We start from the raw sequence: 26,630 nt of genomic DNA on the forward strand, positions 1-26,630 counted from the left end.
GCCTGAGCATGCCGCGCCGGATCCAGCTCTTGACCGTGCCGAGCGGCGTATCGCTGCGGTCCGCCAACTGCTGGTAGGTAAGGCCCTGAAGGAACGCGCTGCGGATGGCGCCGGACTGCTCGCTGGGAAGGCCTTCGAGGCAGACGAGTAGCCTGCGTCTCTCCTCATCCCCTTCCATCAGCGTGTCGGCGAGCGGCGCATCGTCCGCGATTTCGGCCATCGCTTCATCGGGGATGGCGTCATGGCGATGTTCGGCCCGGCGCCAGTCGACAGCGGCGTTGCGCGCGATCGCGGCGAGCCAACTTACGGGACTGGCCCGAGAGGCGTCGAACGACGCAGCCCGTCTCCAGACCTTCACGTAGACATCCTGTAGCACATCCTCCGCCGCTTCCCGGTCCGCGCAGATGCGAAGGCAAATACCGAACAACTTGGCGGAGGTAAGGTCATAGACATTGCGCAATCCGGCCGCATCGCCGCTGGCGGCAAGATGGATCGCCGAGACCAAAAGTGCCCGGTTTTCCGACCGTGAGGCAAAACTCGCTTCTTGCATTCGCCGGTCTCGTCCCTGCTTCGCCGAAGCATCAACGATCCTTTGCACAACTTGTGCCCGGCTCGGCGTGACAACGCGCAGCGGCATCATGCCCTATGTGACGGGCGGCCTGTCCTCCGCCAAGGTGAGCAACAGCTTCGCGACCAGCAACGGGGCGAACATCTGTACCGAGGTCAACCGTAAGGAAGATGCCTGGGGCTGGAACGTCGGCGGCGGCGTTGAAGTCAAGGTCGCGAAGAAACTCTCGATCGGTGCGCGCTACCTCTACACCCGCTATAATGCCGGCGATTACCGTGTCGATGTCGGTGCCGGAACGGCGCCTGCGACCAATCCCTTCCGCATCACCCCTTCGGGCGGAGCCAGCATCAATCGCGGCGACAAGTTCGACACTCAGAGCGTCATGGCGACCAGCAGCTTCCGCTTCTGATCGCGCTGACCTGAGGGCAGCTTCGAACATCCTGCACCACCTTGCAGTTGCCCTCATTGGTAACCGCGCTACGCATTCTCAGCGGAACAGTTTCAATCCAAATTGCTCGAATGGAGCGCGGTGCTCGCGGCTATTCACAGGATGTAGTCCCAATCAGGAAGTCCAGCATCTCCCTTAAAGGCTTGATGAGGCGAACGCTGGCGTCAGCCTGGTCAGGGCTCGGAACCCGGAGTTTCTTATCGGCCGGTTCGGCGTTCAGAAAATGGAAGGCTACTACTCTGGGACTGGAGATTGAAAAATTGCCGCTGCGAGTCCGAGAAGGTGTTTTGCCAGGGGTCAACGCCAGGTTACTGCACCCATAGAGTCATAATCTGGGCCGAGCGGTACGCTTAAAGCAAGACCCGAGCGTCGATGGCTCGTCAAACTCTGGCTCATGCTGAACATGCGCTGTCTCCTTGCCGAGCGCATAAATATCCACGGCATATGCTCGACACCCAAATCGCTCGCGAACATCGCCGTCAAGTTTTAGTTTCAAATGAAATATTTATTTATTTTCAGTGAGCTTGGGATCGAAAACCCTTGCCCAAGGTATCAGGATTGCTTGGCCGAAAAATCGGGCGAGTGGTGCTGGGCGTCGGCGGAACCGCGCAACAGTCTCGAGATGCGACAAAAGGTTTCGCCTAGGGAGAACATATGAAATCGATAGTTTCACGACGCGGCGCGTCAGCGTCCGTCGGCGCTCGGCTTAAGCTCGGCAGCGCGCTGGCACCCATCGTAATGGGTCTGGTCGGTTTTTCTTCCCCGGCACTTGCGGACAACGAGTGCGGAATCCCTGGTGCAGGTGGCGGCACTGTGGTCTGCGCGGCGGGGAGCCTCTACGCCTCTGGCATTTCCTACCCTGCTCAAGCTGATGGCCTGGTCGTGCAGCTGGATGACGACGTTTCTATTGCGACTAGCGGCAATGGAACCCGCGGCGTATTCATCAACACCTCGGGAACCGAAGCGATTACCCTTAGCGGGGGGACCGCTACGGTCGCCACTTCGGGCGCGAATGCAAACGCGGTCGAACTCACGAGCATCGGCGGCCCGGTTTCGGTGACGATCGGTGACGTGTCGACCTCCGGTTCGCTCGCGGGCGGCGTGCGTGCGATCGGCGGCATCGACGGTGACGTCACGGTCGCGACCGGCAATGTGACGACCACCGGCGTGGATGGCAGCAGCTTCTTCTTCCTGCCCAATTCCACCGGCATCACCGCGACCGCTGCGGGAACTGGAAATGTCTCTGTGACCTCCGGGTCGATCAACACCGCGGGGCTTGGCGCACGCGGCGTGAATGCGAGTGCGGCCGCAGGCGACGTGATCGTCACCACCGGTCCGGTCACCACGACCGGCAGCAATGCCATTGCCGTTGCCGCCAACAGCGACACCGGCAATGTCACCGTCACCACCACCGGTGCGGTCGACACCGCCGGCGATGGCGCGCAGGGCATCTACGCCACCGCGCGTAACGGAAGCGCCGCGGTCTCGGCAACCACCGTTGCCACCACCGGCTTCAATGCCACCGGCATTCAGGCGATTTCGGGCGAAGGCGGCAGCACCGTCGACTTCGACGCGGTCTCGACCTCGGGCACCTTGTCGACGGGTGTGATCGCGGGCTCGAGCGGCGGGGACGTCAACATCACCGGCGGCGATGTCACCGCGACTGGTGCTGTCTCCTCGGCGATCTACGGCTATTCCGATACCGGCGCTGTGAACGTGACGACCACCGGCGATGTCGCCTCCACGGGTCGCGGCGGCTTCGGCATCTACGCCACTTCGGCAACCGGCGACGTTGCGATCTCGGCCAACAACGTGTCGACTGTCGCAGCCGATGCGGCTGACACCGCGACCAGCCGCAGCGCGATCTATGCGCAAGGTGCGAACGCCAGCGTCGTCGTCACCGGCACGGCCGCGATGGCCGGCCAGGGCCTTTACGGCGGGCCTGCCGACGCCGTCACTGTCATCGCCACGGGCGGCAATGCCAGCGCGGACGTTCGCAACGTCGCGTCCACCGGCGCAACTTCGCGGGCCGTCAATGTTACGGCCACCGGCGATGCATCTGCGACCGTGCGCGGCGCAGTATCGACCACCGGAGCCGCGGCCGATGCCGTCTTCGTCACCGCCGGTGACATGGCAAGCGTCTTCGTCACCGCCAACGGCACGATAGCTTCGGCGAATGGCAATCTGATCACCGCGAATTCCGTCAACGGAACCACGATCAATAACGCCGGTGTGCTGGGCGCAGCGCAGAATGGCTACACGATCGCCGTCACCGGCGGTCCCGCGACCATCAACAACAGCGGCACCCTGCGAAGCGACATCATGCTTACCGCGGGCAACGACGTCGTGAACAACAGTGGTCGTTTCGTCCTGGCTGAAAACCCCGACTTCGGCGCCGGCAGCGACGTGTTCAACAACACCGGCACGGTCGCACTCTCCAGTGGGCGCACCATCGCAGGGACGGTGACGCTGACCGGGCTGGAGCAGTTCAACAACTCCGGTCTCGTTGATCTGCGCAATGGCGTCACGGGCGACAGGCTGGTCGTTCCGGGTACCTTCGCGGGCTCCGGCGCTTCGCAGCTCGGTCTGGACGCCAATCTGGGCACCGGCGCGTCGGATCGCCTGGTCCTCGGCGCTGGCGCAACGGGCAGCACCACCATCCTTCTGCGTCAGACCGGAACCGAGGTTCTGTTCAACCCCGGTACGGTCGTCGTTCAGGCTGGCGCTGCGTCTTCAGCCAACGCGTTCAACCTCGGCGGTGCCGGCGGCGGGATGGACGCTGGTCTCGTTCGCTACGACGTCGTCTACAACCCGACCGACTTCTCCTACAGCCTTGTGGGTGGACCAAGCGATGCGGCCTTGCGCACCCTGAACTATGTGGAGGGCGTTCGCAGCCTCTGGCTGAAGTCGGCGGATGTCGTCAGCGCGCAGCTGCAGGCTCGCCGTGACCAGCTCTGGGCAGAAGGCGAGGGAGAAACCACCGGCAAGATCTGGGTGCAGATGCACGGCTCCGTGGAAGACCGGGACAATGGTGGCAACTTCACCGCGTTCGGCGCAACCCGCGCCGTTAACACCGGCTACAAGCAGGACTACTTCGGTGGGCAGGTCGGTCTTGACATCGGCGGGGGTAGCGGCGAGCGTGGCGGTTTCGCCTTCGGCTTGACCGGCGGCTACATCTCTTCGTCGATGCAATTCGATGGTTCCGCTGATCGGGTCAGCTTCGATGTTGTCAACGCCGGCGTCTACGGCAGCTTCACTACCGGCAACGTCTTTATCAATGGTCTGGCCAAGTATGATTATTACTGGGCCGATGCGCGCAGCACCGGCGGCGGTTTCCGCGACAAGTCCAAGGGCGACGCTTACGGCGGCAGGGTCGAGGCGGGGCTGCGCTTCGGTAACGACAGCTTCTTCGCCGAACCGGCGGTGAGCGTGTCCTACGTCAAGTCCGACTTCGACAGCTTTGCCTCGCAGGGTGTTGCTGTCGACTTCAATGATGCCGATGGCCTGCGCGGGCGTGCCGGTGCACGTCTTGGCACGCAGATCGACATGTTCGGGGCGAAGGCATCGATCTATGCCGGCGGCAACTACGTTCACGAATTCAAGGGCCGTGATAGTGTCACTTTCGTGAGCGGAGGCCAGACTCTTACCTATCGCAACAACCGTGTGGGTGATTACGGCGAGGCCAAGCTGGGCGTCGAAATCGCCCAGGTCGGCGGTGTCAGCGGGTTCATCGAGGGAACTTACATCAAGTCCTTCAGCGACAACAGCGCTGCGCGTTCCGATATCGAAGGCGCCGGTGGCCGCGCCGGTCTTCGAATTCGCTTCTGATGAATACAGGGATTGCGCATAACCTGCGCAATCCCTTTCAAGGACCGTGTGCGGTGGCCCAAGCCGAAAATCCAGGGGCCACGTCCCCGAAAGTTGAATTCATCGTGTCGCCGGGGCTCCCTGAATGGCTGCAACGGCACAGGACCTCGTTCGGCTTCACGTCCTACCAGACCGGGCAACTGTTTCTGGTAGGATTGATGCCCGATGGCAGCATATCGTTGAATCAACAAAATTATTCGCAAGCCATGGGACTTTGCTGGGATAGGGGGAGCCTTTACCTCGCGAGCAAGTTCCAGATCTGGCGTCTGGAAAACATGCTCCGGCCCGGTCAGGTCGGCAACGACCGCTTCGATGCGGTATTCATTCCGCGAAGTGCCCACACTACCGGCGATCTCGATGTTCACGAACTGGCGATCGATTCCGCGGGACAGGTGGTTTTCGCGAATACGAGCTTCTCATGTCTTGCCACGCTCGATCCCGTGCACAGTTTTCGTGCCTTGTGGAGACCCGACTTCATATCCGAACTCGCCCCCGGCGACCGCTGCCACCTCAACGGAATTGCCATGCTCGATGGCGCGCCGGCATATGTGACTACGATCGCGGGCACCGATGAGCCAGGCCAGTGGCGCAAGCATCGCGTGGACGGCGGGCTTCTCATCGACGTCAGGACCGGAAATATCGTTGCCGAAGGGTTCTCGATGCCGCACTCTCCCAGAACCGTCGGAGACATGGTGTACCTGCTCGATTCAGGTCGCGGCTATATCGTTGAAGTCGATCCCATCAAAGGAACGAGCAAGGACCTTGCCTTCGTTCCCGGTTTTATGCGCGGGCTCGAGATTTACGCCGGTCTTGCGTTTGTTACAGTCTCCAAACCCCGGTATGGAACGTTTGCGGGATTGCCGCTCGACGCCGAACTTCACGCACGCGGGCTGGCTGCGTGGTGCGGAGTGATGATCATTGATCTGTCTACCGGGGGACTGGTCGAATGGTTTCGTTTGGAAGGCGACATTACCGAACTTTTTGACGTCACAGCCCTGCCTTCGATTGCAGCTCCTATGTCCCTTGGAGTCGGATCAGAAGAATTGCTTACCTCTATAACTTTTAATTAGTTTAACTAGCCATTCTCATTTTAATTACATCAAGGAAAAGTCGCGAATTAATTTTATTACAATAAAGTGCGCACTAACACTGTGACGATATATGTTGGTGGAATTACAGACGCTATATGGCGATAGTCCATTTTTATATCCATCGCATTTGGCTGGTACGAGCGGTATATTCAGCAGAAGGCATCGTGAAGTCTGCCGGGAAAACTCCGCCTGGAGACTCATGCAATAGTTGAGTCGACAGCCGAGATCGGCGACTACCGACCGAGGCTGTGTAAAAACGCGGTTTCGCTGCGGCGTGCAGATGGGGGTAGCGACGCGGCGGCATGATGCGATCAGGCCCGGATTACCTGGATCTTCATCGGGACGCCAATCATCTAAATCAAACGCTTCATATTGTAGGCCAGAACGCTGAGGCTCATCTCTTTTCTGACATTTTTCAGGGTCCTGGTGAGGAAGGGCGTACTGCCCATCCAGGCTTTGAGCGTGCCGAAGACATGTTCGACCGTCTGTCGCCTAATGCCCATGGCATCCAGCAACTGATTGAGGCGCATTTGCATCTCATCCAGTATCGCCTCATGCGCCCATCGCTTGACCCGCTTCACCTTTTCCGGCGTACAGCGCGGCCTGAGCTGACAGGTATGGCAGGCGGCAAGGTTGCGGTAGTGGCCGATCTCACCTTCTCGATCCGAACGGACCTTGCTTCGCGTTAGATGGGCTCCGGCAGGACAGCGGTAGCAACCATGGACAACGTCATAGACGCAGTCCGGCCTTGCAAAGAGACCCAGCTTCGACCGGCCTGATGTATCGACCTTGGGAACGCAGGGGAGCACACCCGTGCTTTGGCATTCCAGTATCTGGTCACGGCTGTAATAGCCCCTGTCTGCAAGCACCGTGAGATCCGGGGTGCCAGCGGCGTACAGGGCAACGCGGCCCATGGGAACAAGCTGGGCACGATCGGAGCCTTCGTTCGCTACCTCATGCGCAATGATGAGATGATGCTCGGTATCTACCGCCGCCTGTACAGTGTAGCCGACAACACCCGTGCCACGGCCGGTCGTGGCCATGGACCGAGCATCGGGATCGGTGAGGGATATCTGATTGTCGAGGGGAGCCTCTACCTGCGCGGTCATGTCTTTCAGATATTGCATCTGACGGCGTAGCCCGGCGACCTTCTCGCGGATCTTGTCAGCCCGCATCTCGGGCACGTCACTGTCCCCACGATCGGCCTGGTCGAGCGCGACCAGATAGCGATCTATGCTGGCCTGGACCTGTTCGATGCGCGCGGCCCCCTTATGCGCCGTGAAGTTGCGATCCCGGTTGTTCACTGCCTTAAACTTGCTGCCATCCACCGCAACCATGGCGCCGCTGAACAGGCCCATGCTGCGGCAGAGCATCGCGAACTGCCCGCATACCGCACGAATGGCAGCACCGTTGTCACGCGGGAAATTGGCAATCGTCTTGAACTCTGGCGCCAGCCGACCCGTCAGCCACATCAACTCGATATTGCGGCCTGCTTCCCGTTCGAGCCGTCGGCTCGACTGGGTGCTATTGAGATAGCCTTACAAATCGATATTCGGCATGGTCGATGGATGATAAGCGGGTCGCCCTGTCAATGCCGGGGTCATGCCTTCAAGCCCTCAAGCCGTCAGATCAAGCTCATTGATAAAGGCTTCGACCACCCTGATCGGGTTATGTTCGCTGACGTAATCATCCAGCGAGCACGAATCCTCTCCCTCAAAAAGTGCCTTATGGCCGCAGAATAATTTCCGATCGCAGAATTTTAGAAGTGTGCAAAAATACGTAGATCGATTCCGCGACCTGCCAGATTAGGCTATTTCGACCAACGCCCGCCATTCAGGTTCAGGGCCTACGCGACTGCCCTGCCCCTGCCGGAAGGCGGTGAGTCCTCACAGAAATGAACCTGTGCTTTGCCCTTCCTCTTGGAACGGTACAGCGCGGCGTCGGCGCATTGCAGAAGCCTGTCGAGGTCCAGACCATGAACAGGCGATAGTGAAATCCCGACGCTGGCGGAAATCTCCATCTCCGTATCGTCGATGCGGTAGCTTTCGGAAAGTTGGCGGATAATGCGGCGCGCAAGAAGCTCGGCCTGGTCCGCATGCAGCACGCCGGGTTGAAGGACCACGAATTCATCGCCACCAAGGCGGCCGACAACGTCATCGCCTCTCACTGCAGCGCCCAATCGCGTGGCGACTTCGACCAGCAGTCTGTCTCCGACCGGATGCCCGAACTGGTCGTTGATGGCCTTGAAGCCGTCCAGATCGAGATAGTGAATGGCGACCTGCTGATCGATCCGGCACGTTTGCGCCTGTTTGAAAAAGGATTCACGCACCAGCAACCGGTTGGCAAGACCGGTGAGTGGATCGTATCGCGCCAGATTTCCAAGGTCATGCTTGGTCGTCAGATGCTCGAGCGCAGACTGATAAAGATGTCGGACGGATTCGATGCTCATCGCCGCCACGACGAGAAGCAGAATGGCCTCAAGTATGAAGAACTGCCCGGTCACGGTCTGAGCACCGATCCGCGTCGCGTACACGAGCATTCCCAACGACACCGGGACAACCGTGATCGTCTGGCCAAGCCAGCAGAGCCTGGGTCGGCCCGCATTGCGCGACACGATCCCGGCGCCAAAGGTGAAGATCAGGCTGACGGTGGCCAGGTGGACGAGGGGATGGGGCGCTGCGAGCGCCACCAGATTGAGGCTCGCTATCAGGCCGGCACAGGCACATGTTGCCCATGTGTAGCGCTTCTCCCACCGCCGAAGCGCGGGAATGTCCTGAGTCAGCCCCCCTGCTCGGTGATATGCGCGAATGATCACAAGGCGAACTGCGGTCACGATGCTGGAGCAAAGTACCAGCGCAAGAACCGGCCCGCTGTGCCAGTTCACCAGGACCAGTGTTCCTACGACGGCGTAGAGAATGCCAAATCCCAGGATTGGGGTCGCCATCGCGAAGAGCGGTGCGAGAAGGTCGCGATAGACGGCCTCCGGCAGCAGTTCATCTGCCGTCTGCCCAAAAATCGTCGCCTGCGGACGGGTGCGATGGGATGGGGATCGTCTCTCCATCAAACGATCATACAGGATCAGGCTTAACGATTTGACCAGAATCAGGCGTGCTGTGCCTGGTCGCGATTTGGCCCTTCTCGCGCAAGGGCTCATCATGGCCTGCATCGGGCCCCTGGCGCCTACTCGTCGTTTCCGTTCAGCTGATTGCTCGAGGGAGGCGGAACGGCAGCACCGCGGCGGTTCGGCATTTGCGTCGTTTGCTGACTATCGGTATCTTCCTTTGCTGGAAAATAGCGTTCGACAAGGGAAGCAGCGACAAGCAGCAGGAGAGCGAGCGCTGTGCCAGCCAGGACGAGGATATACTGACCGGCCCCGGCAGTGATCCCCACGGCCGCAGCCATCCACAGGCTTGCCGCGGTCGTCATATTGCGCACATCTCCGCCGCGCACGAAAATGAGGCCACCGGCGATAAAACCAATCGCCTGCGCAAGCCCCTGTATGACGCGAACGGGATCACCCTCTGCATGGTGCTCGACGAGTTCCAGCGCCGACAATGTCAGCATCCCCGAACTTAGCGCGACAAGTCCATGCGTGCGTAAACCCGCATCGTGCCCACGGCGCTCGCGTTCGCAGCCGAGGGCGAGGCCCAGAACCGTCGCAAGACCGAGCCTCATCAGGGTCGTGGGCAGGTCGTCTTCAAGCATCTTTCCTACTCGGCCGGAACGTGATGACGCGATAGATAAAGTAGACCAGGACTGCCGCCATGATCCCTAGGCCAGCAGGCCCGAGGTACCGGTCGACGGCCGAGAACTGCTTCCCCAGAACGTATCCGGCTCCAGCCAGAAAACTGTTCCACACAGCCGATCCCAGCGTAGTCAAGATGAGAAACCGTGGGAAAGGGGTGCCAAACACGCCAGCCGGAATCGAGATCAGCGTGCGCAGTCCAGGAATGATGTGGGCAACGGGAATTGCCCATGAGCCGTGCCGATCGAACCAGTCGTCGATGTGATCGATATCGCTCGCCGATAAGGTAAGCCAGCGCCCGTGGCGGTCAGCCAGTTTTTTCAATCGCCGGTCACCGCATTTACTTGCCAGCGACCACCAGAAGGCGGCGCCAGTGACCGTCCCTATCGTGCCGGATATGACGACAAGCATAATGTTGAGGCTGCCGTCAGCCGCAGTGTAGCCCGCCAGGGGCATGATCACTTCAGAGGGTATGGGAGGAAAGACATTCTCAAGCAGCATGAGCACCGCGATGCCCCAGTACCCCATCTGCTCGACAATGGCCGAGATCCATTCCGTCATACACCGCTATCCCGAAGATCGTGAAGATTGAAATTTCATCACGAAGACACCCCAGCATCATGCCATCCACCCAAACCCGTATGCGGCGCTATCATCTTGTGGATCCACATCAGGCATTCCCCCTGCGTCGGCGGGTTTCCCAGCCCTTTTTTGCGGCCGCAGAGCGCTTTTCCGCGCTCTGGCTCGATCCGCCCTTGTGGCCGCCTTTGCGCGAACTCTCGTGGTTTTCTTTCTTGCCGCGGCCAGAGCCAGATTTCTTTCCGCCCCCGGACTCCTTGTTGACCGTCGCCCAGGCGCGCCTTTCTGCTTCCTCTTTTCCTACCCCACGGTCCTCGTAGCCCTCTTCGATATGCTCAGCCTTCCGCTTCTGCTTGTCGGTGTAGCTCGACTTGTCTCCGCGAGGCATGATCCGTCTCCTTGTCGTTTGCCCCCGCCAATCCCTTGAACGCGGCAACTGCTAATTCGTCCCGATCTGTGTTGATCGGTTCGCCGCAATGTCTTGATTGTCAGAAATGGACCTTTGCACAATGTCGCCCCCGCCGATTTCAGCGGCACGATCTCCGGCCAGGGGCACCGCAGTCCAGCGCCAGTGACCACCGATATCTACGAGTCTCGGGCGCCCGAACCGACCCGCGCGCAGGCCGAGCGAGGCGGCGACAGGCGGCAGGCGGCAGGCGGCAGGCGGCAGGCGGCAGGCGGCAGGCGGCAGGCGGCAGGCGGCAGGCGGCAGGTTACCTGACGATCTGCCGGACAAGCAATGAGCGCCCTTAGGGTGCATCGCGTCCCGACCAAGGCCGGTCAATTAAAACTGCCTTAGTAAATGACTGCCCCTGTCAAAAGCTGCCGAATGCTTCGATCGAAGTGTATGATTAGCATATGGCCATTTAGTGATATTCACCATTCACGGTATTGCTGAAGATTTTAACGAGAGTCTAAGAAGGCGATCAACAACTGCAGGGCATGGTCAATTTAAACCTCGTCCCCTCGTCAGAAGAACTAACCTCAATGGAGCCGCCGTGCGCCTTGGCGATCTCGCTTGCTATGAAGAGGCCGAGGCCGAGACCGTTCGCCGATTGTCCCTCTGCGGATTGCGTGAACGGCTGAAACAGCGTCGGCAGGACTTCATCCGGGATCGGGGTACCGCCATTCGAGACGCTCAGGGTGAAAGTGCCGCCAGCGGATGTCGCAGTCACGGCGATGGGTTCGTCCACCGCTCCGTGGGTAAGGGCATTGCCGACGAGATTCGAGACGAGTTGCGTTATGCGCTCGACGTCACACGTCACCGCCTCTTCGAGTTTGAGGTTCAGGTCGACGATCCTGTCTGGGTGGACAATCTGGAGTTCCGCGATCACCTGCTCGATCGGGACGGACATCCTCGGCACGAGCACCGACCGCAGCGTCAGTCCGGACCCGAGACGACCGCGTGCGAAGTCGAGTAAATCATTGATCAGCAAGCTGATACGCCGGGTGCTTTGCAGCAGCTGCGTCAGTATCCAGCCGGATTTCTCGTCGGTTTGCGTCCTGCCGAGCATGGTGATGCCAGCTTCGATAGCAGCGACCGGATTTCGCAAGTCGTGCCCTAGAATAGCGATGAAGCGTTCGCGGATTTCAGCTGTCTGCCCCGCTTCCAGGAGTTGATCCTCCTTGCGAACAAGATCGTCCTGCAAGTCGAGCTGAAGGCCGATCAACTGCGCGAAATTCTCGAACGTGGCGATGATGCCGGGGTTGGAGAGCTTGGCTGGAAGAGGATCGAGCGCGCACAACGTCCCGAAGAAGCTCCCGTCTTTTCTCAGGATTGGGATCGAGATGTAACTCTCGAAGCCGTACTGCCTCGGCGTGTGGTGATCGCGAAAGACAGGATCATACGCGACATGATCGATGATCACGCCTTGGCCGGAATCGCGGATTTCGTCGCAGATCGTGGTCTTCAAGTCGAGCGAGCCGCCGACGCCGAGCCCGAACTCGATTTCATCCCGGACAGCGCAGGCGGTCCAGCTCGTGTCGGTGACGCGCGCCACCGCAGCGAAACGAAGGCCAGTGATGCGGCAAGCGATTTCGAGGATGGATGGCACCGCATCGATGCGCGCAATCGCCGCAATATCGCTCCCCAACGCTTTCGTCATTCACTTCGTCCTATCTGTCAGACCAGCCCGATCGATCGCAGCCATGCCCTTATTAACCCGACCCAGTAGCCGCCCTGCGCAACGCTTCGCCGAGGCGCCACGGAACGCAGCATCGGCTTGGACAATCGACATCGAGCGGCTCACGCAGAGCAATGGCGTCCGCAATCTGGTCGAATACCATCGACAGGGATAACCGGCCAAATTGATGATCGGCAAGAAAAACGTTGTCGGCCAACCGGAGTTCATCCTGCTCCGGGGGCAGCGTCGAGCCATTGTCAGTCCACCCGCCACTCTGTCCTCGTTAGGCACTCAGACGCACACGCAATGGCACCTCGCCAAGCGCCTTAGCGGTAAAAGGCTTCTGGAGTTTGGGAACATTCGTGAAGCGCGCGTCCACTCCAGCCCCGGTGTAGCCGCTGACAAATACAAACGGGATGCCACGGCCTTCCAGAACTTCAGTGATGGGATAGGATTGAACGCCGTGCAGGTTGATATCCAGCACGCCGATCTCGAATTCACCGCCATTTGCTGCCTTGAGACCACACTCGAGATTGGCAGCCGATGCGACCACCTCATAGCCTCGCCGACACAGTAGCAGGCGGAGATGTAATCTGAATGTCCGCTTCCAAGCACGACAAAATCGCTGTCGAACGTTTCGGATGGGCGCGTTACGGCTGGGCAGCTCACGCCGTACCACAGCCGCGCAATCGGTCCCGGGCCCGATCATAGCCGATCTGCGCTCGGCGACTTACGCCGCGACGAGAGGAACTGCTGACTTATGCGATACGACGTTGAAGAGCCGAGCCCGCTAAGCCTCATCACGACGGACGGTATTGCCATCTTGGACTGGGCATTAGCAGGCAACGGCCATAGGAAAAGGAACGGTGTGTCGCTATCCGACGGCGATTAACGGGTAAGCGACACGCTCTAATCTAGCGGCAGACACGAACTCGGCGGTGGTGACGCCATTCGGTCCAGCAACGGCGATGATCGCGATATGCGCGATTGCTCCAATGACGTGGTCGATCATACCTGCGATAATCGCGATAGCGATGATGGTCCCGATCGCGATGCTCCCAGCGATCATGATCACGCGGGTGGGCTTCTGCCGAGGCACTCATGCCGATGCCGGTGACTGCCATCGCAAGAGCAAGAGATAGCTTGAAAATTTTCATAGTCGCCTCCGTTTGGGAGGTCAGCAATGTGCGAGCTGCATGAATTGCTGCTGTACGCCTCGGCCAACTGCGCCGCGTGCGCCGTGTACCGCTGCGCCCCCAGCTTGGCACCCATCGTTTAGCTGTGTTGGAGGCAAATCAAGCAGCTCACTTCAAACATTCCTGAAAGGTCCACGTCGCGTTTCAGCGCCACGCGTTGGCGCTCAATGGGCAGACGGAGATGTGGTGACTGCAGCGGTCACGCTTGCTGGCTGGGCTGCGCGCCAGGCATTCTTGCCATGGCTGACCATCGGCACCCCGCATTCGTCGCAGAGCGCTCGATAATCATCGTTCTTGCCTCGCGAGATCGAGACAGAGGATGGCTTATGCCGACCAAGAGCGCACAGAAACCGCATTGCGTGACCATAGGCGATCGCAGGGTCCTCCGCAGGCATGCAGTTGCCCACACCCTGTGGATAGCGGGGAAAACTGCCCCGATTTGCGATAGACTGCATCGATGGTGGACATGCCCCCTCCAATTGCCAGTAAGGAGAGGCATCCGTGAAAGACTGTTGGCAGCGGCGGTCTGCCGGATCGCCTGCTCTCGCAAAGGAAATCGAATGCGTTTCGCCACTGCGGCCGTAATGGGCGCTGCCATTGCCATCTCGAACCCTGCAATGGCCTGGGGACCGATAGGGCATCGTATCACAGGTGCAATCGCCCAGGACAACCTCAGCGGCGTGGCGCGGGCTAAGGTCGAGATCCTGCTTGGTGAGGTAGACCTTGCCGAGGCCGCGACCTGGCCCGACGATATGCGATCGGACCCGGCAGAGTTCTGGCAGAAGACGTCGCCTGCCTGGCACTATGTGACAGTGGCAGGCGATGACTACGCGCCATCGGATGAACCCGGACAGGGTGATGGGCTGAGCGCACTCAAGCGCTACACAGCTGTCCTGCGTGATCCGAAGGCATCGGCCGACGATCAGCGAACAGCCTTGCGATTTGTCGTCCATATCATTGGTGACCTGCATCAGCCGCTTCACGTGGGAACGGGCACCGACAGGGGCGGCAACGCTGTAAAGGTCACATGGTTTGACAAGCCCACGAACCTGCACACGATCTGGGATTCCAGCATGATCGAGCAGCGGGCGCTGTCCTACTCGGAATACGCGCATTGGCTGGAGCGTTCGACGACGCCTCAGCAAGTCATTCAGTGGAATGAGCGCAACCCGATGGTCTGGATTCACGAGAGCATTGCGATCCGCAAGAAGGCCTACCCCACCGATACCGCCCTCTCATACGACTACGCCTATCAACACCGTGAGGACATCGACAGTCGGTTGAAGATGGCTGGCGTTCGCATCGCGGCTTACCTGAACTGGGTTTTTGAAACTCCGGATGCCGAGGCAAAAACCACGAAGCGACGGTAGTCCAAGCCACCGTTCTCCGACTTTTCCCACGTCGCACGGCAGGTTCGGCATGGCCGAACCTGCGATCTGTAAGAAGCGAAGCGGGGCTCCTTCACCGGGTGGCCATTCGGCGCTGCCGAGGCACTACCGCTTGCGAGTCCCTTTCTTCGACACCTTCACGTTCTGCACGCCGGGCATTTCCTTCAACCTGGCCGCACCTGCGCGGATGTCGGCCTGCGAGACCCGGACCAGCAGGATGGTGGTGTCTTCCAGATCGTCTTCGACGCTCTGGACCTCCCGTGGCTGCGCCCGAGATCACGGAAGTCATCGGCGCGCTGATGGAGAATGCAGTCCGGTTGCCCGCCGGGGAGTTGCGATCAGCGGAATCGCCGAGGCCGGAATGATCTGCGTCTTCATCGATGACGATGGCCCCGGCATGGATGCCGGGCGGATCGATAACGCCCTCGCACGTGGCGCGCGCCTGGATGAGGCGGGTTCGGGCCACAGCTTCGGTCTGGCGATCGTCAAGGAACTGGTCGATGCGACGGGGGGCACGATGGAGTTTGATGAGGCTCCTATCGGAGGCCTGCGGGTGGCTCTGAGCTGGACCTCAGGGTCTTAGCCGCTTGGATCTGAAGGGCTTGGGGCGTCGGAGAACCTTGAAGCAAAAGCCGCAAGAGCGCGAAGCATCCCCTCGTCCTGCAATCGTGCCCGCGCTTCCGAAACCGAGAACCAGGCACGCTGTCGCACGGCCATTTCTGGCCACTGCTCCAGTTCTTCCAGCACCGCAAGCGGATAGATCTGCGCTTGACTGGGATCGGCCAGTGAGGACGCCAACAGGGGCTTGGCCGAGACCGAGCCGCGTACTCCGGCTTCCTCAAACGCTTCGATGGCAGCACGTTGCGCCGCCGTTTCACCCGCCTCTATTTTTCCCTTGGGCAGGATCCACTTGCCCTTGCGGCGAGACGTCACCAGCAGGATCTCGAGGCCGTCGCTTGTCCGACGGTAAGGAAGGGCGTGCGTCTGAAGAGGCATATTTCAACTCTGTAACGCCGTCGACGCAATCCTAATCGGGTTACGACGCCAAGGCAGGCAACAGCGAAGCGTGCATCAACTTAACTTCAAAAGCGCGGCATGACCCGCTGATTCAGGAGCAATGCTTCCGCATCGCAGCCGGTGGGCTTCTCACCGGTCTGGCGCAGGGCGTCGAGTTCCGCTTTTGCAGCGGCACGGTCAGCCTGGTACTCGGGCTTGGTTTGCACCAGCGCCATCGTGGCGGTGGCTGACAGCATGCTCGCTTCGACAGCACTCTCGTTATGAGCACCGCACACAAAGCGGCTGTCGCCGTAAGCCCGGCCACGTTCGAGGATCGGCTGCGCGCGATCGGGTGCGATGCTTGAAAGGACGAGCGCCCAGGTCCATCCCCAGGTCGTATGACCGGAGGGATAGTCATAGCTCATCCCGTGCTTCTTCTCGTCGTACAGCTCGGATTCGGGCTGGCAGATCCGGCCCTTGTCGATCGTGAAAGGGCGGTGCCGCTGGTAGACCGCTTTCGCCCTGCTGGACTGCGCACCCGTGTCTGAGCCCGCGCGTTCGATCAGCATCATGAGCTTCGGGGCATTCTGCGGCGTGAGCTTGACTCCCACCGCGCAGCTGAAATCGCGCGCCAGCGCCGGCACCGTATAGTCGGCATCCTGTGTGGCCAACTGCCAGCGCGGGGTATCCGCGAGCTTGCGCGTGGCCTTGAAAATCTTGCGGTCGGTTTCGTAGCGCGGATCACCGGGGCGAGGCGCCGGCTCAACGACATGCGTCACATCGAACTCGCCCGGTTCCAGATAGCCCCTGGGTCTTTCGTTCGAGGTTGCGGATGCGGCGATGAGCACAGTTGCGGTCACTGCAGCGGCAATCGACAGTTTGAACTTCAAGGCAGGTCTCCAATCTTCGAAGAGCTAGGCCGAGCATTCCGGAAACGTCAATATGACAGTTATGTGACAACGCGGATCTTTGACGAACAAGGAGCGCCCACCGCCATCCGTGAGCAGCGTGATCATGCCTTGCAGCGATATTCCGCCAACGTCCTGACCAGTTGCCCGTTCGCGTCAACGATCCCCAGACCAATACCTGTCACCCCGCCCTCGGCGCGCGGCGGACGGGAGGCCACATCCGCCATATACTTGCCCAGGTCTGGATTGGCCTCGTTTGCAAGAAGGGTCAGGTGGGGATCAAACTGCATGAACACGTTCGGCGACCCATAGCGTTCGAAAGCGGGCAGCTTTGCAGGGTATTCCTTCATCCACGATGGCGGGGCTAGGTCGTGCGATCGCAATGGTTCTGCCGCCAACGTCATCTCATCGGCCAGCCTTTGCAGAGGGGCCGATCTCTCGACCTTCAAGAACAGCCAGTTCGAGGCAGTCCTTTGCAGGCCGGTGACCGTGAGCGGGAATGACCTACACGCCTTCGCGGCCTTGGCGACAGCAGCTTTCAGCGCAGGCGCCGCGGATGCCGGGTATTGCGTCAGGTAAAGCGTGACGTGTGCCGGATGGCCTTGCGCATGAAACGTGGTCATGCCCCTAGCAGCGAGATCGACGCTCGCTTCCGTTACCGCGTCAACGATGGACGGTGAGGGGATCGCGTAAATGTCAATGCTGAGCCTGTCCTCTGCTTGCGAGGGGTAGGCCGTAACCAAAGCTGCGATCAGGGCCATCCGGGGTATTTGCGGCATATGACTGTGCTCGGGCCGGGAGAAATAGAGGGAGCGATATTTAGCGGCGCCTTCGACGGATCGGCAAATTCTTCCGCACAAGACACGTGCTGGAATCTGCGAATCCGACGACCTAAGGTTCCTCAGATCAAACCCCATCTTAATGCTGCAGAATGGCAGGTTCCGGGAATCATGTTTGGAATGTTAAGCGACCGGAATGGGGCGCGTAGCAGCCCCTTGCGCCATCCACCCATGTCGGTCATTCAACGCCCGGATTTCATTTCCCGGCAGCGGACGGTCCGCAGTGGCTTGTGCTCTCAAAATCGCTGGCGCCTTGTCTCAAGGCGGCTTCAATGTCGACCATCTAAATCGAACTCTGGTAGCAGGGGCTTCCGTGCCGTAAGCCACAGCCTCCTGCATGGACAACAAGAGAGCTTATGGCGCTGGTAAAGAAATCGACCTTGGGTTCTCGTGCAAGGGGTACGACCTCAGCTGCTGCAGAGGTCGCGCCATCAGCGGAAGTCAGCACTACTCGCCGGCCGGCTGCAAGGCGCAAATCGGCCACCCCTACCGAGCGCATCGACCAGGCGACGCAGGAACTGGCGAGCGGCCTGGGCGAAGCCTCGGCAGCGGCCGCCGAGTTGCAGCGCACGATGGCCCAGATTTCGAGCGGGGCAGAGGAGGCGGCGGGCGCGGCGCAGGAATCGCTCGGCCTGATCGCCGCGCTCGGCATGAATTTCCGCGACGCACGGAGCCGCGCGGAACAATCGCGTCGTCAGACGGAGGCGGTGCAGACCAGCTTTGCCGAGATCAGCACGCAGATCGAAGGATCGGTCGCGGCCATAGAATTGAGTGCGCAGCGACAGCTGTCGACCGTCGATCTGATGTCCACGTTGGAAGAGGCAGCGGGAAACATCGACGAGATCGGGGCTTATGTCGCCGATGTGTCGGACCAGACCAGCCTGCTTGCCCTCAACGCTGCGATCGAAGCCGCGCGTGCAGGCGACAGCGGGGCGGGCTTTTCGGTCGTCGCGGACGAGGTGCGCACGCTGGCCGAGAACTCCGAAGCGGGCGCCAGCGACATTCGGCGCCTGTCCGCCAGCATCGGAACCGAGGTGCAGCAAATCGCGGAAAAGATCCGAGCGGCATCGACGCAGGCCACGAGCGAGGCCGGCCTGGGTCATGAGGTCGTCGCGCGCCTGAAAGTTGCGCGCGATGATCTCGCGGCACTTGGCATGAACATGCAGGACATTCTCCAGACAGCGTTGGAGGCGGAAAGTGCGACCCGCGAGGCGGAGCGCGGCGCGGAGCAGGTGGCGAGCGCCGCCGAGGAGCAGTCCGCCGCCGCAGCAGAAGCCCAGCAGGCTATAGAGCAGCAGGGATCTTCGCTGGAGGAAAGCCAGCAAACGGCAGAGGCGCTTGGCGACTTGACCGAGCAGTTGCAGAGCAATGCCGGCGAGGTCGTGGTCGAACAGGTGGCAGCGGCAGCGGAAGAACTGTCAGCAACGGTGCAGGAACTGTCCGGCGCGTCCGGACAAATCCTCGTGGCGCTTGAACAGATCAGTCGTGGCACTCAGGTTCAGGCATCAGCCACCCTTCAGGCCAATGCCGCGATGAGCCAGATCGAAAAATCCGCTCGCGTTGCTCAGGAGAGAGCGGAAGGCGCTAACGGCCGGATCACCGCGATCGTGCGATCGGTGACGGAAGGCCGGGCGATGATGGAGCAGCTGGTCGATGGCGTCGGCACCGCGCTGCAAGAGGTCAACGGCGTGCAGGGCCTGTTGGCAGGCCTGAACGACACTACGCGAAAGATCGAAAAGATTGCCGACAGCCTGGCCCTGATTTCCATCCAGACGAATATGCTGGCCGTCAGCGGCGCGGTCGAGGCGACCCGTGCTGGGGACGCAGGGTCGGGATTTGCAATGGTCGCGGGAGATATCCGCAAGCTGTCTCGCGATGCCGCCGATAGCGCAGAGCGGACCAAGGACATCGTCCGCACGATACAGGATCAGATGGTGTCCGTCCGCCGCGATCTCGATCAGGTTGTTGGAGCTGCCGAGGCGGAAATAGCCCGCAACCGAGCCATGGTGGAACGCTTTGCGCTGGTGACAGCGGAACTGGAGGATGCGCAGGCATCCAACGGCGCGATCCTGACGAGCGCGGATGCCATGTTGCGGTCCGTTCGGGAGGTTCAAAGCGGCACCACCCAGATCGCCGAAGCGGCCGGACTTGCCGCAGCCGCCATTCGGGAAGCGAGCGCGGCCGCACGCCAACAGGCACAGGGCGCCGAGGCGCTGGCGGCAGCGATCGAGGAAATCGCGTCCATCGCGACCGTCCTTGCCGTACAAGAGAACTGAGTTTGGCCGCCGCCCCTCTCCCCGCCATGCAAATTCTGACGTTCACCGTCGGCGAACGGCGTCTGGGCTTGCCCGCTGCGCAGGTGCGGGAAATCCTGTCGATGCCGAGGATTTCGCGTGTGCCGCATGCGCCGGATGCGCTGCTGGGCGTCGCGAACATGCGCGGCACGGTTATTGCGGTGATTTGCGTTGGACGGCTGATCGGTCAGGAAGAGAGCGAAAGCCAGCGTGTGATCATCGTCGATGCCGACGGCCTCGTAGGACTGGCCGTTACCAGCGTTGCTCAGCTTGCGGACCAGCGCGCGGTCCATGACGTCTCCCTGCTCGACGTTGCGGAGCTGGTCGCACAGGCCGTGCCGAAGAAACGTCAGCGCGAGTCCAGCGGGCGCGTCATCGCTTTGGCAAGCCGCGCTGCCCGCCAAGACACCTTGGCGCTCGTTGCTTTCACGATCAGCGATCAGGCCTTTGCGCTCCCCTTGTCCAACATCGACAAGATCATGCGCGTGCCCGACGACATCGCCCGGATGCCGCATGCGGACGATGTCGTGATCGGCACCATGCCGCTGCAAGGCAACCTCCTGCCATTGCTGTCGCTCGCGGCCCTGCTGGCCCTTCCCATCCGGCCCGCAGACCATCATGCCCGCATTCTCGTCGTCAGGATCGGCACGCATCGCGTCGGTCTGCTGGTCGACGCGATGCAGTCCGTTGTGCGCGTCGCCGAGACTGACATCGATTCCGTTCCGCAAGTGCTGAACCGGGGCGGCGCGGAAGCACGCATCCAGGCGATCTGCCGGCTCGGGGAGGGCAAGGGCCTGCTGTCCGTCCTCGCCACGGACCAGCTGCTGCGCGAGGACATCATGGCGAGGCTGCTACAAGGCGATGGCAAGGAACAGGGCAACATGACAGGCGGCGCGGCGAGCGAACGATGCGAGCGGTTTCTTCTGTTCCGGATCGGCGACGACAGCTTCGGTTTGCCCCTCGATGCGGTCGATGAGGTCGTCCCCTTGCCGCCGCGCCTCACGCCCCTGCCCAAGGCGCCCGACTTCGTGCAGGGAGTCATGAACGTGCGCGGTCAGGTCATCCCGGTGATCGACCAGGCGCGGCGGTTCAACGGCACCGCCGTAGGCAGCGCCAAACCCCGTGTGATCGTGGTGCGCATCGGCGCGCTGACTGCCGGCTTCATCGTCGATGCCGTGTCCGAAATCGCCCAGGTGCCTGAAAGCGCGCTTCACGAAGCCCCGGATCTGGGTGCGGAGGGGACACGCGTTTTCGAACGTGTCGCGACGCTCGGCGGCCGGGACGACCTCGTCCTGATTGTCAATCCGCGCGAGTTGCTGGACCGGGCCGCACAGGATTTGCTGACCAGACTGAGCAAGAAGGGCGTGACCAAAGCGCCGTGACCCGCTTGCTCATCATTGACGATTCGGCGCTGATGCGGCGCCTGCTGATCGAAATCTTCACGTCGGCGGGCGACTTCGAAGTGGCCGTTGCGCGAAGCGGTGCGGAGGCGCTGGAGATGCTGGCCGACGTCGCGCCGGACGTCATCACGCTCGACGTCAACATGCCGGGGATGGACGGGCTGGTCTGCCTCGACCGGATCATGGTGATACGCCCCTGCCCCATCGTCATGGTCTCGTCACTGACCGCAGACGGCGCCGAGGAAACGCTCGAGGCGATGGCGCTGGGCGCGGTCGATTTCATCGCCAAGCCCAAAGGAGCCGTATCGCTCGAAATCGACGCCATCGCCGACGATCTGGTCGACAAGGTGCGCGCCGCATCGAAAGCCCGCATTTCCCGCACCACCCGCCTTCAGGAACGCGTTCGCGCGCGCGCCCGCGGCGGGCTCGCCGGGCGCAAGCCGCGCCCCGTCCGCTCGATACCGGATGGCGCCGCGCCCCTGCCGCGCTTGTCCCGCGTGGATGGTGAGACGGGCCTTGTGCTCGTCGGCTGCTCGACGGGTGGGCCGCCTGCGCTCGATGCCGTGCTCGGCGAACTGTCGGAGGATTTTCCCTGGCCGATCCTGATCGCGCAGCACATGCCCGCCAGCTTTACCGGGCCGCTCGCGCGCCGCCTCGACCGGATGTGTGCGCTGACCGTTCGGGAGATCACAGGGACCACGCCGCTGCTCCCCGGCCATGCCTATATCGGCAAGGGCGATGCCGATCTCATCCTCTCGCGCCGCAATGGCCATCTCGTCGCGCTCCCTGCTCCCAGCAGCAGCGACTATTTCTGGCACCCCAGCGTCGACCGGCTCGTCGACAGTGCGATGCGTCTGGTTGCGCCCGACAGGCTGGTCGGTGTGTTGATGACCGGCATGGGCACGGACGGAGCAGCGGCAATGACACGATTGAAGCAGGCAGGCGGCCTCACCATCGCCGAGGCGGAGAGCAGCGCGGTGGTGTGGGGCATGCCCGGCGCGTTGGTGCAGGCGGACGGCGCGGGCATTGTCCGACCACTCGGCCGCATTGCCGACGCGCTCACGGCTCTTCTGCCCGCGTGAGCGATGCACCCTCCGCCGCCAACGCACCGATCGCCCTGTCACCGGAGGAGCTGGCGGCGGTCTGCACGCTGCTTTACCGCTGGACGGGCATGATCTTTGGCGAGAACAAGCGCTATTATATCGAGCGCCGTATCACGGAGCGGATGAAGCGCACCAATATCACCACAGCCAAAGCCTATCTGGGCTTTATCGGCGTGCATCTGGCCGAGCGTGAGGCGCTGATCAACGCCTTCACCATCAACGAGACCTATTTCTATCGCGAGGAGCATCAACTTGCGGCCCTCTCCCGCGACATCCTCCCCGAACTGGTCCGGACCAAGCGTCCGGGCGATCTTGTCCGCATCTGGTCCATGCCCTGCTCGACGGGCGAGGAGGCTTATTCGATCGCGCTCTGGCTGCTGGAAAACTGGCCGCTGGTGGATGCCTATAATGTCGAGATCGTCGGGTCCGACATAGATACGGGTGCCATTGCCAAAGCACAGGACGGGCATTTCGCGGAACGGGCGCTCGCCCGCCTGCCCGACACCGTACGTGAAAGCTATTTCGAGCCGGAACATGGGCATCGCCGCCGCATCATTCAGGATTTGCGGGAATCGGTGCGCTTTGTCGCCGCCAACATCATCGACGCGAGCAGCCTGAGCGGGCTGGGCCTGTTCGATGTGATCCTGTGCCGCAACCTGCTGATCTATTTTGACGACAGCTCTCGGTTGATTGCAGCGAACAACCTCTTCGATGCCCTCAACCCCGGCGGGACCATCTGCCTCGGCCATAGCGAGTCCATGGGGCGCATCTCCGATCGCTTCACCCTCTCTCGTCTTCCGGACGCAATCGTCTATCGTAAGCCGTAATGGACGAACTGCTTGAACAATTTCTGATCGAGGGGCGCGAACTCGTCGCGCAGGCGGGCAAGGATTTTGCCGCCCTGTCGCGCGATGCCACCGACGTCGCCGCCATCGACAGCGCTTTTCGGGCGATCCATACGCTCAAGGGGTCCGTGGTGGTGTTCGACCTCGGCCCTGCCGAACGGCTGCTGCATGCCGCCGAGGATCTTCTGGAGCGGGTCCGCAAGGGCACCTGCGCTCTCGAAGCGGCAGAGACCGACGCGCTTGTCGCCAGCCTTGATGAGGTTGACCGCTGGATCGACGACATGGAGCGGGACGGCCGGTTGAGCGAGGATGCCCCGGCAAAGAGTGAACAGGCAATTGCCCGTCTCAGGTCGCGCGCTGCCGAGCCCCCTTCCCCTGACCCGGTGATGGACAAAGAGAACTGGCTCGCTCGCCTGTCGGAGAGGGAGGCAGCGATCATCGCGGGTGCGGCGGGGCCCGTCGTCGCGTTTTGCTACGCGCCGGATGCCGATTGCTTCTTTCGCGGCGAAGACCCGCTGGCGGTGGCGGAAGCCGTGCCGAACCTGCTCACGCTCACCATGCTCCCCCGCGACGGAGCATGGCCTAGTGCCACGGCCATCGAGCCTTTCTCCTGCTTCGGCGTCCTGGAGGGCCTCAGTTCGGCCTCTCCGGACAGGGTTCGCGCCGCCTTCCGACTGCAACCCGATCAGGTGCAATTTGCGGAGCTGACGTCCGGGGACCGGGGCGAAATCGCCCGTACATCTCGCGTCGATACGAGCGTGCTGCGGGTCGCATCCGCACGGGTGGATGCGATGGCTGACGGGCTGGCCGACCTTGCCGTGGCAATCAACGGACTCGCCCCGCTGGCCGAGGACGCGCAGGGCGTCGATCATGCCCTTGCGGCACGCATCCGCGCCGTCCAGGCGACCATCGAGCGGGCGATGGGTTCCCTCCATCGCAATCTGACCGCCGTGCGGCTGGTTCCCCTTGAACCTGCGCTCCAGCGCCTGCCACGGCTCACACGCGAGATCGCGCAAAGCCTGGGCAAGAGCGTGACGCTTACCATTGCCGGGGAAAGGATCGAGGTCGACAAGCAGATTGCCGACGGCCTCTTCGAACCTCTGCTCCACATGGTCCGCAATGCCATCGATCATGGCATAGAAGCCGTCGAGGTTCGCCGTGCGGCGGGAAAACCGCAGGAGGGCAGGATCGCCCTGAGCTTCGCTCGCGAGGGAGACGCGGTGGTTGCCACGCTGAGCGACGATGGGGCAGGCATTGATCCCAAGCATATTCGGCAGCTCGCCGTTGCACGCGACCTCCTGCCACAGGACGCAGCCGAGGTTCTGACCGATGCAGCCGCGCTACGCCTCATCTTCGCTCCCGGTTTTTCGACCGCTGGCACTGTCACGGAAGTATCCGGACGAGGCGTCGGCATGGATGCCGTGCAGGCGGCCATCGACAGGTTGCGAGGCTCCATCGAGATCGACAGCACCGCCGGCCAGGGCACCATTTTCAGCATACGCCTGCCTGCCAATGCGCTCACGACGCAACTGCTGGTCGTGGAGGTCGGCGGCGAGCGCTATGGTGTGGCCCTCGATCAGGTGGTCGAGACGGTCCGCATCGATCGGTCCGTGCTGTTCCCGGTCGGCCGGGGCATCGCCTGCGTCCTGCGTGACCGGACCGTGCCCGTGCTCGACCTCGCGACCCTGCTCGATGCCCGCCGCGCGGAAGGGCCGCACGCCAAGCTGGTGGTGACGCAGAGCCGCGGCGAGCCAATCGCGCTGCGGGTCGATGATTTCGCCGAACGCATCGATACGATCGTGCGCCCCCCGACAGGCATGCTGTCCTCTGCCCGAGGGGTCATCGGCTCCGCCCTCATGGGCGATGGCAGCGTCCTTCTCGTCCTCGACCTGCCGGACCTGGCCGCATGACCGTGCGCAAAACCGACGACACCATCCGTCTGGAGGGGCGTTGCGGCGTCGAGGATGCGGAAACGCTGCTCGCTGCCTTGCAGGATGCGCCGGAGGCCGTGGTGGACATCACTGCCGTTCACAAGCTGCACATGGCCGTCGCGCAGGTCCTGCTCGCGCTTCGTCCTGTCATTCGGGGCGTACCGGAGTCAGCCTTTCTCGCGCGAAATATTTTTGAGCCAATGATTTCGGATAGCGACAGAGCGACCAAAACGCCTTAGCAACCATGGCCGAGAATGCCGCGATATTCCCTGTTTCCGGAGTGCCTGATGTCCGTTACCGTTCTGATTGTCGATGACAGCAAGCTGGCGAGAATCGTCGCGGGAAAGGCCCTCGCGGAACTGCAGCCGGACTGGCGGAAGATCGAGGCCGGCAACGCCGGTCAGGCGCTGGAGCTCATCGCGGAACAGCCCGCCGACGTCGCGCTGATTGATTTCAACATGCCGGAGAAGGACGGGCTTGAACTTGCCGCCGAGTTGCACGTTCTGCGACCCGATATGCCTATCGCCATCATCACTGCCAATATCCAGGACGAGATCATAGCGCGCGCGCGGGAAATCGGCGCCGCTTTCGTCGCCAAACCCGTGACGCCCGATGCTCTGGAACCCTTCCTCTCGGGGGCCGCACTCCGTCTCAGATCGCAGCGCGCGTGATTCCTGAAAGCATTGTGCTCGCCGAGCTTGAACGCGACGCACTGACCGAAATCGTGAATATCGGCGTCAGCCGCGCGGCATCCAGCCTGCGCAAGATGATCGGCGACCAGGTATTCCTGTCGGTGCCGTCCATCGAAGTGGTGAGCCAGAAGCGAGCCGCGCGGCTCATCAGCGAACGTGAAGTGACCGATCTGGTTGCCGTGCGTCAGGATTTTTCCGGCCCGTTTTCCGGCCGTGCGTTGCTGATCTTTCCCGAGACGAACAGTCTGGAGCTGGTGCGGGCGGTGACCGGCGGCGAATTGTCCGCGCAGGATGTGCTCGACATGGAGCAGGAGGCGCTGGCTGAAACCGGCAATGTCATACTAAACAGCTGCCTAGCGACGATGGCGAACATGCTTCGTCGCTCGCTTACCATGACCATTCCGGAGGTTCTGCGCGGAACCGGGGCCAGCCTGTTCGAGGTGAGCGAGGACGGCAAGACGGACGGGCTCGTCCTCTTTCTTTATATCGATTTCGCGGTGCGCAGCCGGGACATTCGGGGCTATATCGCGATGATCATGGACCTGCCGTCGCTGGCCATGTTGAAGGAATTACTGGGCGAGTTTATAGAGCGCGTGGTGGGAGAGGACGGCATCTGA

At 61.6% G+C, this 26,630-nt stretch carries 26 protein-coding genes and 1 pseudogene; 14 read left to right on the plus strand and 13 right to left on the minus strand.

All coding sequences use genetic code 11. From position 1 onward, the window contains the following. The coding region (locus HWN72_RS29080) for a sigma-70 family RNA polymerase sigma factor (protein WP_211152177.1) at window positions 1–550 on the minus strand (550 nt) is incomplete at its 3' end. A gap of 67 nt (window positions 551–617) precedes the next feature. Between HWN72_RS29080 and HWN72_RS29085 the strand changes: the two genes are divergently transcribed. From HWN72_RS29085 to HWN72_RS29095, 3 genes are all read left to right on the plus strand, one after another. Further along, window positions 618–977: an outer membrane beta-barrel protein gene (locus HWN72_RS29085; protein WP_309141603.1), complete on the plus strand. Its 360-nt coding sequence runs from the start codon at window positions 618–620 to the stop codon at window positions 975–977. A 693-nt stretch (window positions 978–1,670) separates the two neighbouring features. Further along, complete coding sequence (locus tag HWN72_RS29090) at window positions 1,671–4,844, plus strand: autotransporter outer membrane beta-barrel domain-containing protein (RefSeq protein ID WP_211152134.1); 3,174 nt, start codon at window positions 1,671–1,673, stop codon at window positions 4,842–4,844. Next, a complete protein-coding gene (locus tag HWN72_RS29095; RefSeq protein WP_211152135.1) occupies window positions 4,844–5,953 on the plus strand; it encodes a TIGR03032 family protein in 1,110 nt (369 codons plus the stop codon). Before HWN72_RS29090 ends, HWN72_RS29095 begins: the two co-directional genes overlap by 1 nt. 374 nt (window positions 5,954–6,327) lie before the next feature. Here HWN72_RS29095 and HWN72_RS29100 read toward each other — a convergent pair. The 5 genes and pseudogenes from HWN72_RS29100 to HWN72_RS29120 form a co-directional block, all read right to left on the minus strand. Then, window positions 6,328–7,668: pseudogene (locus tag HWN72_RS29100) on the minus strand (IS1182 family transposase). 152 nt (window positions 7,669–7,820) lie between these two features. Continuing rightward, on the minus strand, window positions 7,821–9,140 hold the full coding sequence (locus HWN72_RS31445) for a GGDEF domain-containing protein (RefSeq protein WP_248006448.1): 1,320 nt from the start codon (window positions 9,138–9,140) through the stop codon (window positions 7,821–7,823). A 14-nt stretch (window positions 9,141–9,154) separates the two neighbouring features. After that, window positions 9,155–9,679, minus strand: coding sequence for an MgtC/SapB family protein (locus HWN72_RS29110; RefSeq protein WP_008828474.1), 525 nt, complete (start codon window positions 9,677–9,679; stop codon window positions 9,155–9,157). Continuing rightward, window positions 9,672–10,280: a DedA family protein gene (locus HWN72_RS29115; RefSeq protein ID WP_008828473.1), complete on the minus strand. Its 609-nt coding sequence runs from the start codon at window positions 10,278–10,280 to the stop codon at window positions 9,672–9,674. The genes HWN72_RS29110 and HWN72_RS29115 overlap by 8 nt, the downstream gene beginning before the upstream one ends. 109 nt (window positions 10,281–10,389) lie before the next feature. Next, window positions 10,390–10,686, minus strand: a complete 297-nt coding sequence (locus HWN72_RS29120; RefSeq protein WP_211152136.1) for a plasmid stabilization protein — start codon at window positions 10,684–10,686, stop codon at window positions 10,390–10,392. Between the two features lie 114 nt (window positions 10,687–10,800). Here HWN72_RS29120 and HWN72_RS29125 point away from each other — a divergent pair, with 114 nt between their 5' ends. Continuing rightward, window positions 10,801–11,019: a hypothetical protein gene (locus HWN72_RS29125; RefSeq protein WP_211152137.1), complete on the plus strand. Its 219-nt coding sequence runs from the start codon at window positions 10,801–10,803 to the stop codon at window positions 11,017–11,019. A 205-nt stretch (window positions 11,020–11,224) separates the two neighbouring features. On the opposite strand, the gene HWN72_RS29130 is transcribed toward HWN72_RS29125, so the two are convergent. The 4 genes from HWN72_RS29130 to HWN72_RS29145 all read right to left on the minus strand — a co-directional run bounded on the left by HWN72_RS29130 (window position 11,225) and on the right by HWN72_RS29145 (window position 13,496). Continuing rightward, on the minus strand, window positions 11,225–12,403 hold the full coding sequence (locus tag HWN72_RS29130; protein WP_211152138.1) for a GAF domain-containing sensor histidine kinase: 1,179 nt from the start codon (window positions 12,401–12,403) through the stop codon (window positions 11,225–11,227). Window positions 12,404–12,455: 52 nt separating this feature from the next. Continuing rightward, on the minus strand, window positions 12,456–12,638 hold the full coding sequence (locus HWN72_RS29135; protein ID WP_156800026.1) for a hypothetical protein: 183 nt from the start codon (window positions 12,636–12,638) through the stop codon (window positions 12,456–12,458). 66 nt (window positions 12,639–12,704) lie between these two features. Beyond that, window positions 12,705–12,974 (minus strand): hypothetical protein, encoded by a 270-nt coding sequence (locus tag HWN72_RS29140; RefSeq protein WP_211152139.1) that lies wholly within the window; start codon window positions 12,972–12,974, stop codon window positions 12,705–12,707. Window positions 12,975–13,295: 321 nt separating this feature from the next. After that, a complete protein-coding gene (locus HWN72_RS29145; RefSeq protein ID WP_211152140.1) occupies window positions 13,296–13,496 on the minus strand; it encodes a hypothetical protein in 201 nt (66 codons plus the stop codon). A 681-nt stretch (window positions 13,497–14,177) separates the two neighbouring features. On the opposite strand from HWN72_RS29145, the gene HWN72_RS29150 reads away from it, so the two are divergent. Next, the gene (locus HWN72_RS29150) at window positions 14,178–14,987 is read left to right on the plus strand and encodes a S1/P1 nuclease (RefSeq protein WP_248006449.1); all 810 of its coding nucleotides are present in this window, start codon (window positions 14,178–14,180) and stop codon (window positions 14,985–14,987) included. Window positions 14,988–15,036: 49 nt separating this feature from the next. Beyond that, window positions 15,037–15,588, plus strand: a complete 552-nt coding sequence (locus HWN72_RS29155) for an ATP-binding protein (protein ID WP_211152141.1) — start codon at window positions 15,037–15,039, stop codon at window positions 15,586–15,588. Here HWN72_RS29155 and HWN72_RS29160 read toward each other — a convergent pair. From HWN72_RS29160 to HWN72_RS29170, 3 genes are all read right to left on the minus strand, one after another. Then, the gene (locus HWN72_RS29160; RefSeq protein ID WP_069710028.1) at window positions 15,585–16,001 is read right to left on the minus strand and encodes an NUDIX hydrolase; all 417 of its coding nucleotides are present in this window, start codon (window positions 15,999–16,001) and stop codon (window positions 15,585–15,587) included. The two genes, HWN72_RS29155 and HWN72_RS29160, sit on opposite strands and share 4 nt — an antisense overlap. Before the next feature lie 86 nt (window positions 16,002–16,087). Beyond that, a complete protein-coding gene (locus HWN72_RS29165; RefSeq protein ID WP_211152142.1) occupies window positions 16,088–16,891 on the minus strand; it encodes a phosphatase PAP2 family protein in 804 nt (267 codons plus the stop codon). 122 nt (window positions 16,892–17,013) lie between these two features. Continuing rightward, window positions 17,014–17,670 (minus strand): 2'-5' RNA ligase family protein, encoded by a 657-nt coding sequence (locus HWN72_RS29170; protein ID WP_248006450.1) that lies wholly within the window; start codon window positions 17,668–17,670, stop codon window positions 17,014–17,016. A 434-nt stretch (window positions 17,671–18,104) separates the two neighbouring features. On the opposite strand from HWN72_RS29170, the gene HWN72_RS29175 reads away from it, so the two are divergent. The 8 genes from HWN72_RS29175 to HWN72_RS29210 are packed head-to-tail and all read left to right on the plus strand — an operon-like array spanning window position 18,105 to window position 26,630. Next, window positions 18,105–20,024 (plus strand): methyl-accepting chemotaxis protein, encoded by a 1,920-nt coding sequence (locus HWN72_RS29175; protein ID WP_211152143.1) that lies wholly within the window; start codon window positions 18,105–18,107, stop codon window positions 20,022–20,024. Between the two features lie 2 nt (window positions 20,025–20,026). Further along, complete coding sequence (locus HWN72_RS29180) at window positions 20,027–21,424, plus strand: chemotaxis protein CheW (RefSeq protein ID WP_211152144.1); 1,398 nt, start codon at window positions 20,027–20,029, stop codon at window positions 21,422–21,424. Further along, window positions 21,421–22,524: a chemotaxis-specific protein-glutamate methyltransferase CheB gene (gene cheB / locus HWN72_RS29185; protein ID WP_211152145.1), complete on the plus strand. Its 1,104-nt coding sequence runs from the start codon at window positions 21,421–21,423 to the stop codon at window positions 22,522–22,524. Before HWN72_RS29180 ends, cheB begins: the two co-directional genes overlap by 4 nt. Continuing rightward, window positions 22,521–23,372 carry a protein-glutamate O-methyltransferase CheR gene (locus tag HWN72_RS29190; RefSeq protein ID WP_008829071.1) on the plus strand — a complete coding sequence of 284 codons (852 nt, stop codon included), beginning with the start codon at window positions 22,521–22,523 and terminating at the stop codon, window positions 23,370–23,372. The genes cheB and HWN72_RS29190 overlap by 4 nt, the downstream gene beginning before the upstream one ends. Beyond that, the gene (locus HWN72_RS29195; protein WP_211152146.1) at window positions 23,372–25,300 is read left to right on the plus strand and encodes a chemotaxis protein CheA; all 1,929 of its coding nucleotides are present in this window, start codon (window positions 23,372–23,374) and stop codon (window positions 25,298–25,300) included. The genes HWN72_RS29190 and HWN72_RS29195 overlap by 1 nt, the downstream gene beginning before the upstream one ends. Beyond that, the gene (locus tag HWN72_RS29200) at window positions 25,297–25,560 is read left to right on the plus strand and encodes a hypothetical protein (protein ID WP_069710036.1); all 264 of its coding nucleotides are present in this window, start codon (window positions 25,297–25,299) and stop codon (window positions 25,558–25,560) included. The genes HWN72_RS29195 and HWN72_RS29200 overlap by 4 nt, the downstream gene beginning before the upstream one ends. A gap of 48 nt (window positions 25,561–25,608) precedes the next feature. Then, the gene (locus HWN72_RS29205) at window positions 25,609–25,992 is read left to right on the plus strand and encodes a response regulator (protein WP_008829074.1); all 384 of its coding nucleotides are present in this window, start codon (window positions 25,609–25,611) and stop codon (window positions 25,990–25,992) included. Then, window positions 25,989–26,630, plus strand: coding sequence for a chemotaxis protein CheX (locus HWN72_RS29210; RefSeq protein ID WP_037518441.1), 642 nt, complete (start codon window positions 25,989–25,991; stop codon window positions 26,628–26,630). Before HWN72_RS29205 ends, HWN72_RS29210 begins: the two co-directional genes overlap by 4 nt.

Origin of the sequence: Novosphingobium sp. HR1a (genome assembly GCF_015594425.1) — a bacterium.
GTDB lineage: Bacteria > Pseudomonadota > Alphaproteobacteria > Sphingomonadales > Sphingomonadaceae > Novosphingobium > Novosphingobium resinovorum_A.

Coding starts and splice junctions, on each gene's coding strand:
- HWN72_RS29090 (WP_211152134.1), top strand. CDS start 1,671: ATGAAATCGATAGTTTCACGACGCGGCGCGTCAGCGTCCGTCGGCGCT.
- HWN72_RS29095 (WP_211152135.1), top strand. CDS start 4,844: ATGAATACAGGGATTGCGCATAACCTGCGCAATCCCTTTCAAGGACCG.
- HWN72_RS31445 (WP_248006448.1), bottom strand. CDS start 9,140: ATGCAGGCCATGATGAGCCCTTGCGCGAGAAGGGCCAAATCGCGACCA.
- HWN72_RS29110 (WP_008828474.1), bottom strand. CDS start 9,679: ATGCTTGAAGACGACCTGCCCACGACCCTGATGAGGCTCGGTCTTGCG.
- HWN72_RS29115 (WP_008828473.1), bottom strand. CDS start 10,280: ATGACGGAATGGATCTCGGCCATTGTCGAGCAGATGGGGTACTGGGGC.
- HWN72_RS29120 (WP_211152136.1), bottom strand. CDS start 10,686: ATGCCTCGCGGAGACAAGTCGAGCTACACCGACAAGCAGAAGCGGAAG.
- HWN72_RS29130 (WP_211152138.1), bottom strand. CDS start 12,403: ATGACGAAAGCGTTGGGGAGCGATATTGCGGCGATTGCGCGCATCGAT.
- HWN72_RS29150 (WP_248006449.1), top strand. CDS start 14,178: ATGCGTTTCGCCACTGCGGCCGTAATGGGCGCTGCCATTGCCATCTCG.
- HWN72_RS29155 (WP_211152141.1), top strand. CDS start 15,037: ATGGCCGAACCTGCGATCTGTAAGAAGCGAAGCGGGGCTCCTTCACCG.
- HWN72_RS29160 (WP_069710028.1), bottom strand. CDS start 16,001: ATGCCTCTTCAGACGCACGCCCTTCCTTACCGTCGGACAAGCGACGGC.
- HWN72_RS29170 (WP_248006450.1), bottom strand. CDS start 17,670: ATGGCCCTGATCGCAGCTTTGGTTACGGCCTACCCCTCGCAAGCAGAG.
- HWN72_RS29175 (WP_211152143.1), top strand. CDS start 18,105: ATGGCGCTGGTAAAGAAATCGACCTTGGGTTCTCGTGCAAGGGGTACG.
- HWN72_RS29195 (WP_211152146.1), top strand. CDS start 23,372: ATGGACGAACTGCTTGAACAATTTCTGATCGAGGGGCGCGAACTCGTC.
- HWN72_RS29200 (WP_069710036.1), top strand. CDS start 25,297: ATGACCGTGCGCAAAACCGACGACACCATCCGTCTGGAGGGGCGTTGC.
- HWN72_RS29205 (WP_008829074.1), top strand. CDS start 25,609: ATGTCCGTTACCGTTCTGATTGTCGATGACAGCAAGCTGGCGAGAATC.